Origin of the sequence: Oerskovia sp. NPDC060338 (assembly GCF_042726295.1) — a bacterium.
Lineage (GTDB): Bacteria > Actinomycetota > Actinomycetes > Actinomycetales > Cellulomonadaceae > Oerskovia > Oerskovia merdavium.
Genome location: NZ_JBHXCQ010000006.1, coordinates 243,664 through 250,330, shown reverse-complemented (window position 1 = coordinate 250,330; position 6,667 = coordinate 243,664). Strand labels below are relative to the sequence as shown.

The following is a 6,667-nucleotide window of genomic DNA, read 5'->3' as shown; positions in this document are numbered from 1 at the left end:
CACTGGCTCGTGCCCGTGGTCTTCATAGGTCTCGGCCTGTTCATCCTCATCGAGTCCGGCACCCTCGCCCACATCGCATCACTCCTGTGAACAGTACGGGCCCGGCCGCTAGAGCGGCCGGGCCCGTACCATCAACGCCGAACGTGTTGCGACCACCGCTGGAATCCGCCGACGGAGGTGGGGGCCTTCGTCGTACCGGCGCGCCGACGGGCGGTCGGCCCTTCCGGATGTCACCGCCGGGCGGTAGATTGCCGCGATCGAGGCCTCGCAGGAACGTCATGGCGGGCACGATCCGTCATCGTCCTTCGGCCGTTCGCGGCCGCTCTCCGGGGGAGCCCTCCATGCCGCGTCGTCAACCGTCTCTCGAGCTGTGCTTCGCGTCGGTCCGTGTCCCGTCCGGGGAGGACGCCGAGGTCGCCCGTCTGCGGCTCGCGGACGTCCTGCGGGGCGCAGGGATCGTCGGTGCGACGATCGAGGGCAGGCACGTCGGGGCCTCCGACTGGGTCGTCGCGAAGCTCCTGGCGGCCTCCGCGAAGGACGGCCCTCGGCCCGTCGCGGTCCGACGCGCACCTGCCGGCGCCACGGTAGGCGCCGACCGCGACGAGGATTGGCTCCTGTCGGACCCGGAGACGGGGTGGGCGCTGGTCGCCACCTCCGGGACCCCGTGGCTCCACCGGACCCTCGAGGCGGCGTTCGGCGACGTCCGGGTCGGCACGGTCCTCTCGTTCGACGAGGGGCCGTTCCCGGACAGCGCAGGGATGCTGTCGGTCGGCCTCGAGTACCGGGACGTGGTCGTGGCCGACTTCCCACCGCACGAGTCGGCCATGCTCGCGCACACCGCGCGGATCCCGGTGCGGTTCGCGACGGTCCCCGCGAGCGGAACGACCCGCGCGACCACGATCGTGACCGGGCTGGAGTCCACCGAGGACGTGTCCCGGGTCGCGTTCTGGCCGACCAAGGGGCCCGTGCTCCACCTGTGGGTCAACGGCGGTTGGTCCGGGTTTCTCGTGGTGGCGGGCAAGGCCGTCGTCGGGCACGAGTTCGGGCCCGGGTGGGTGGCGCTCGACCCGACGCGGCCTGACGGCGAAGGCGACGACGAGTCGATCGCCGACGTCGTGCTCGACGAGATCATGGTCGAGCCGAGCGACCCCGACGCGGTCGCTTCCGCTCTCGGGCTCGACGAGGCGCGAGCCGAGGCCTTGCGGCAGCTCCTTGCCACGAAGGACCCTGCTGACCCTCTGGACCAGCTCGCCGCGATCCTGGCGCTCCCGGCCGAGGTGCTGGCGGCCCTGCGCGGTCAGGTCCGGCTCGACGAGCTGCCAGGTGCTGTCGTGGAGCACCCCCGGTCGTTCCTCCGATCGGCCATGGCGGACAGCGCGACCGGAGCGGACGATCCGCTCGCGAGGAGGCTCGGCGCCGCCGGGCTGGACCTCGAGGGTGCTCGTCGCCGCAAGCCGTGGTGGTTCCTCACGTGGCAGATCCTCGCCATCCCCGTCATCGGTGGGGTCTCCGTCGCGATGTTCACGTACTTCGACAGCCCTGCGCGGGGCTGGTTCTTCGCCGTGCTCTGCGTGCTCAACGCTGCGTGGGCGTTCTGGCCGCGGAACCCTGGCGGAGCCCCGAGCGACACCCGGGGCGCGTGATCGGGGCCCGGTGAGCGGCGCCGTCGGGCAGCGGGGGCGCCCTTCCTGCGCCGACAGCGAAAACCCCGGATATCGGGACGGTTTCCGCTCCCTGCCCGCGTTAGGGTCACAGCAACGGTGACTCCGTCGACGACGGACGAGCCGACCAGCCGCGACGTTCGAGCGTCGCGAGCGACGAGGGAACGACGAAGGAGATGGACGTGAGCGATCAGTTTCCGGTGGCACGAGCCGAGGGGCCGGGACTCGGCCTGAACGACTCCATCTACAACCGGCTGCTCAAGGAGCGCATCATCTGGCTGGGCTCGGAGGTGCGCGACGAGAACGCGAACGCCATCTGCGCCCAGATGATGCTGCTCGCGGCCGAGGACCCTGAGAAGGACATCTGGCTCTACATCAACTCGCCCGGCGGGTCGATCACGGCCGGCATGGCGATCTACGACACCATGCAGTACATCCAGCCCGACGTCGCGACCATCGCGATGGGCATGGCGGCCTCGATGGGTCAGTTCCTGCTCTCCTCGGGCACCAAGGGCAAGCGCTACGCGACGCCCCACGCCCGCGTCATGATGCACCAGCCCTCGGGCGGCATCGGCGGCACGGCGACCGACGTGCGCATCAACGCGCAGCTCATCATGCACATGAAGAAGGTCCTCTCCGAGCTGACGGCCGAGCAGACCGGCCAGCCCCTCGAGAAGATCCTCAAGGACAACGACCGCGACAGCTGGTTCACGGCTCCCGAGGCCCTCGAGTACGGCTTCATCGACCACGTCGTGACGAACGCTTCGTCGGTCACGGGTGGCGGCGGCACGACGAGCAGCTGAGCTCGCCGAGAACCCGCCCGCACGTCCACGACCCCACCCGAGGAGACACCTTGAGCTACTCAGCCAGCCAGGAATCGCAGTACATCTCGACCGCTCAGCGCCTCGCGGGCGCCGGCGCAGGCGGCGGCATCGCGCTCCCGCACGGCGCGCCGTCCTCGCGCTACGTGCTCCCGCAGTTCGAGGAGCGCACGGCCTACGGCTTCAAGCGCCAGGACCCCTACACCAAGCTCTTCGAGGACCGCATCATCTTCCTGGGTGTCCAGGTCGACGACGCCTCGGCGGACGACGTCATGGCGCAGCTCCTGGTCCTGGAGAGCCAGGACCCGGACCGCGACATCATCCTGTACATCAACTCGCCCGGTGGCTCGTTCACGGCCATGACGGCGCTGTACGACACCATGCAGTACATCAAGCCGCAGATCCAGACCGTGTGCCTGGGGCAGGCCGCCTCGGCCGCCGCGGTGCTGCTCGCGGCGGGCCAGCCCGGCAAGCGCCTCGCGCTCCCCAACGCCCGCGTGCTGATCCACCAGCCCGCGATGGAGGGCGGCGGCTACGCGCAGGCCTCGGACATCGAGATCCACGCGAACGAGCTCATCCGCATGCGCGAGTGGCTCGAGGACACCCTGGCCATGCACTCGGGTCGTGACGTCGAGCAGGTCCGCGAGGACATCGAGCGCGACAAGATCCTCACGGCCAAGCAGGCCCTGGAGTACGGCCTGGTCGACCAGGTCCTGGAGAGCCGCAAGCCGGTCATCCAGAACAAGCCCTGATCGGGACAATTCCTCCCGACCCACCGGGGTGCCCGGCTGACAACGGGCCCCCGGTGGTGTGCAATGGGGTGTAGGTCGGCAGGTGCCGTCCGGACCACCGGGTCATCGACACCGGCGGAGCAGCAAGACCGAGGCTAGGAGGCTCGTAGTGGCTCGGATCGGAGATGGTGCGGACCTGCTGAAGTGTTCCTTCTGCGGTAAGTCCCAGAAGCAGGTCAAGAAGCTCATCGCGGGTCCCGGCGTGTACATCTGCGACGAGTGCATCGAGCTCTGCAACGAGATCATCGAGGAAGAGCTGTCGGAAGCGGCCGAGCTGGGGCTCGTGGAGCTCCCCAAGCCGCGAGAGATCTTCGACTTCCTCGAGCAGTACATCATCGGCCAGGACGCCGCCAAGCGAGCGCTGGCCGTCGCCGTGTACAACCACTACAAGCGGATCCAGGCAGGCGAGACGGCCCGCCCGTCGGACGACTCCCAGGTGGAGATCGCCAAGTCCAACATCCTGCTGATCGGTCCCACGGGGACCGGCAAGACCTACCTCGCCCAGACGCTCGCGAAGATGCTCAACGTGCCGTTCGCGATCGCGGACGCCACGGCGCTCACCGAGGCCGGCTACGTCGGCGAGGACGTGGAGAACATCCTCCTCAAGCTCATCCAGGCCGCCGACTACGACGTCAAGAAGGCCGAGACGGGCATCATCTACATCGACGAGGTCGACAAGGTCGCCCGCAAGTCGGAGAACCCCTCGATCACCCGTGACGTGTCGGGAGAGGGCGTCCAGCAGGCCCTGCTGAAGATCATCGAGGGCACCACGGCGTCGGTGCCGCCCCAGGGTGGGCGCAAGCACCCGCACCAGGAGTTCATCCAGATCGACACGACGAACGTCCTGTTCATCGTGGCCGGCGCGTTCGCCGGGCTCGACGAGATCGTCGCGACCCGCTCGCGCAAGCGCGGCGTGGGCTTCGGTGCCCCCATGGACACGCACGAGGAGGCGGACCTCTTCGCCGAGGTGCGCCCCGAGGACCTGCAGAAGTACGGGCTCATCCCCGAGTTCATCGGTCGTCTGCCGATCATCACGTCGGTCGCCAAGCTCGACACCGACGCCCTGGTACGCATCCTGACCGAGCCGCGCAACGCTCTGGTCAAGCAGTACCAGCGCATGTTCCAGATCGACGGGGTCGAGCTCGAGTTCGAGGACGACGCGATCGCGGCCATCGCGGACCAGGCGCTCCTGCGGGGGACCGGTGCCCGCGGGCTGCGCGCGATCATGGAGGAGGTCCTCCAGCAGGTCATGTTCGACGTCCCGAGCCGCGACGACGTCGAACGCGTGGTCATCACGCGCGAGGCCGTGCTCGACAACGTGAACCCGACGCTGATCCCGCGCACGGCGATCAAGCGGGCGCCGCGCGAGCGGAGCGCCTGACCGGCGCCGCACCTGCCTGCCTACGACGAAGGGCCCGGACCGTGAGGTCCGGGCCCTTCGTCGTACGGCAGCGGCCGTGGTCGGGCCGACCAGGGGACCGACGGCCGGGCGGGGAGCCGGGCCGTCGGGGCGGGTCAGGCCTCGACCGACACCTGCGACCCGTACAGGTCGTCGATCGTGGTCGAGAAGTCCTTGAGGACCAGCCCGCGCTTGACCTTGAGCGACGGGGTCAGGTAGCCGTTGTGCTCGGTGAAGTCGGTCGTCAGCACCTGGATCTTGCGGATCGACTCGGCCCGCGAGACGGCCTCGTTGGCGCGGGTCACGGCGCGGTCCAGGGCCGCGAGGACCGTGGGGTCCGCGGCGGCCGTCGCGACGTCCATGGCGGGCAGGCCGTGCGTCGAGAGCCATCCCGGGAGCATCTCGGGGTCGAGCGTGACCAGGGCGCCGATGAACGGGCGCTGGTCGCCGACCACGACGACCTGGCTCACGAGCGGGTGGGCGCGCAGTCGGTCCTCGAGCTGGGCCGGGGCGACGTTCTTGCCGCCCGCGGTCACGATGATCTCCTTCTTGCGACCCGTGATCCGCAGGTAGCCGTCGGAGTCGATCGAGGCGAGGTCGCCCGTGCGGAACCAGCCGTCCTGGAGGACCTCGGCCGTCAGGTCGGGCTGGTTGTGGTACCCGCGGAAGACGTGGTCGCCCCGGACGAGCAGCTCGCCGTCGGGGTCGACCTTGATCGCCGTGCCGGGGAACGCGGGGCCCACGGTGCCGATCTTGAGCCGGCCGGGCAGGTTCACCGCGGTCGGGGCCGTGGTCTCGGTCAGGCCGTAGCCCTCGAGGATCGTCAGACCGACCCCGCGGAAGAAGTGACCGAGGCGCTCGCCGAGCGGGGCCCCTCCCGAGATCGAGTGCGTGAGGTCGCCGCCGAGCGCGGCGCGCATCGTCGTGAACACCAGGCGGTCGGCCACCGCGTGCTGAGCCTTGAGCACGACCGAGGGGCCGGACGGCTTGTCGAGGGCGCGCGAGTAGGTGATGGCGACCTTCGCGGCCCAGTGGAAGATGCGGCGCTTCGCTCCCGCGCCGGCCTTCTGTTCGGCCGCGTTGTAGACCTTCTCGAACACGCGGGGGACCGCGAGCAGGAACGTCGGCTTGTACGTGCCCAGGTCCGGCACGAGCTGCTTGATGTCGGCCGAGTGCGCGAGGACCGCGGTAGGCGACGCGATGCACACGACCTGGATGAAGCGCGCGAACACGTGCGCCAGGGGCAGGAACAGGAGCGTGCGGGCGTCGGGCGTCGCGACGATCTCGCCGAGGCCCTGGACCCCGTTGCGCGCGAGGTGCACGAAGTTCAGGTGCGTGAGCTCGACGCCCTTGGGGCGCCCCGTGGCGCCCGACGTGTAGATGATGGTCGCGAGGTCGTCACGTCCCGTGCCCGCGCGGCGCGCGTCGATCTCGGTGCGCTCGACCGCGGAGCCGGCGGCCTGCAGGTCGGCCACCGCGCCGTCGTCGAGCACGAGGACGTCCCGCAGGAGGGGGAGCCGCTCGCGGACGCTCGCCACGACCTGCGCGTGCGCGGACGTCTCGACCACGACGAGGCTCACCTCGGAGTCGGACAGGATCCACTCGACCTGGTCGGCCGAGGACGTCTCGTAGACCGGGATGGGGACGGCCCCTGCGGCCCAGATCGCGAAGTCGAGCAGCGTCCACTCGTAGCGCGTGCGCGACATGATCGCGACACGGTCTCCTGCGGCGACGCCGCGCGCGACCAGGCCGCGGGCGACCGCGATCACCTCGTCGTCGAAGGCTCGAGCGGTGACGGGCTGCCAGGGGCCGCCCTGCGTGAGGCGTCGCTCGATCACCGCGTCGTCACCGGACCGCTCCGCGCGGTCGGTGAGAAGGGTGCTGATGCTGCTGGTGGCCGGTACCTCGACGAGGCTCGGCGACGCGAATTCGGTCATGTCTACTCTCCGGTGAGTGGTGGGGCAAGGACCGACTTTACTGCGTACCCGGCGTCTC

5 protein-coding genes are annotated in these 6,667 nt (G+C 69.9%); 4 read left to right on the top strand and 1 reads right to left on the bottom strand.

Going from position 1 to position 6,667, the window contains the following annotated elements; genetic code table 11:
- Positions 1 to 341: 341 nt before the first annotated feature.
- From ACFWGN_RS09880 to clpX, 4 genes are all read left to right on the top strand, one after another.
- Positions 342 to 1,643 (top strand): hypothetical protein, encoded by a 1,302-nt coding sequence (locus ACFWGN_RS09880; RefSeq protein ID WP_377616686.1) that lies wholly within the window; start codon positions 342 to 344, stop codon positions 1,641 to 1,643.
- Positions 1,644 to 1,843: 200 nt separating this feature from the next.
- A complete protein-coding gene (locus ACFWGN_RS09875) occupies positions 1,844 to 2,464 on the top strand; it encodes an ATP-dependent Clp protease proteolytic subunit (protein ID WP_369800567.1) in 621 nt (206 codons plus the stop codon).
- 50 nt (positions 2,465 to 2,514) lie between these two features.
- Complete coding sequence (locus tag ACFWGN_RS09870; RefSeq protein WP_082608699.1) at positions 2,515 to 3,234, top strand: ATP-dependent Clp protease proteolytic subunit; 720 nt, start codon at positions 2,515 to 2,517, stop codon at positions 3,232 to 3,234.
- Positions 3,235 to 3,382: 148 nt separating this feature from the next.
- Entirely contained in the window at positions 3,383 to 4,654 is a 1,272-nt protein-coding gene (gene clpX, locus ACFWGN_RS09865; protein ID WP_056648595.1) for an ATP-dependent Clp protease ATP-binding subunit ClpX, read from the top strand.
- Positions 4,655 to 4,788: 134 nt separating this feature from the next.
- Here the strand turns inward: clpX and ACFWGN_RS09860 are convergent, their stop codons facing one another.
- Positions 4,789 to 6,609: a long-chain fatty acid--CoA ligase gene (locus ACFWGN_RS09860; protein WP_191805256.1), complete on the bottom strand. Its 1,821-nt coding sequence runs from the start codon at positions 6,607 to 6,609 to the stop codon at positions 4,789 to 4,791.
- Between the last annotated feature and the right edge of the window lie 58 nt (positions 6,610 to 6,667).

What these genes read in the sequence shown, in the direction of transcription:
- ACFWGN_RS09880 (WP_377616686.1), top strand. Translation starts at nt 342, where the DNA reads ATGCCGCGTCGTCAACCGTCTCTCGAGCTGTGCTTCGCGTCGGTCCGT.
- ACFWGN_RS09860 (WP_191805256.1), bottom strand. Translation starts at nt 6,609, where the DNA reads ATGACCGAATTCGCGTCGCCGAGCCTCGTCGAGGTACCGGCCACCAGC.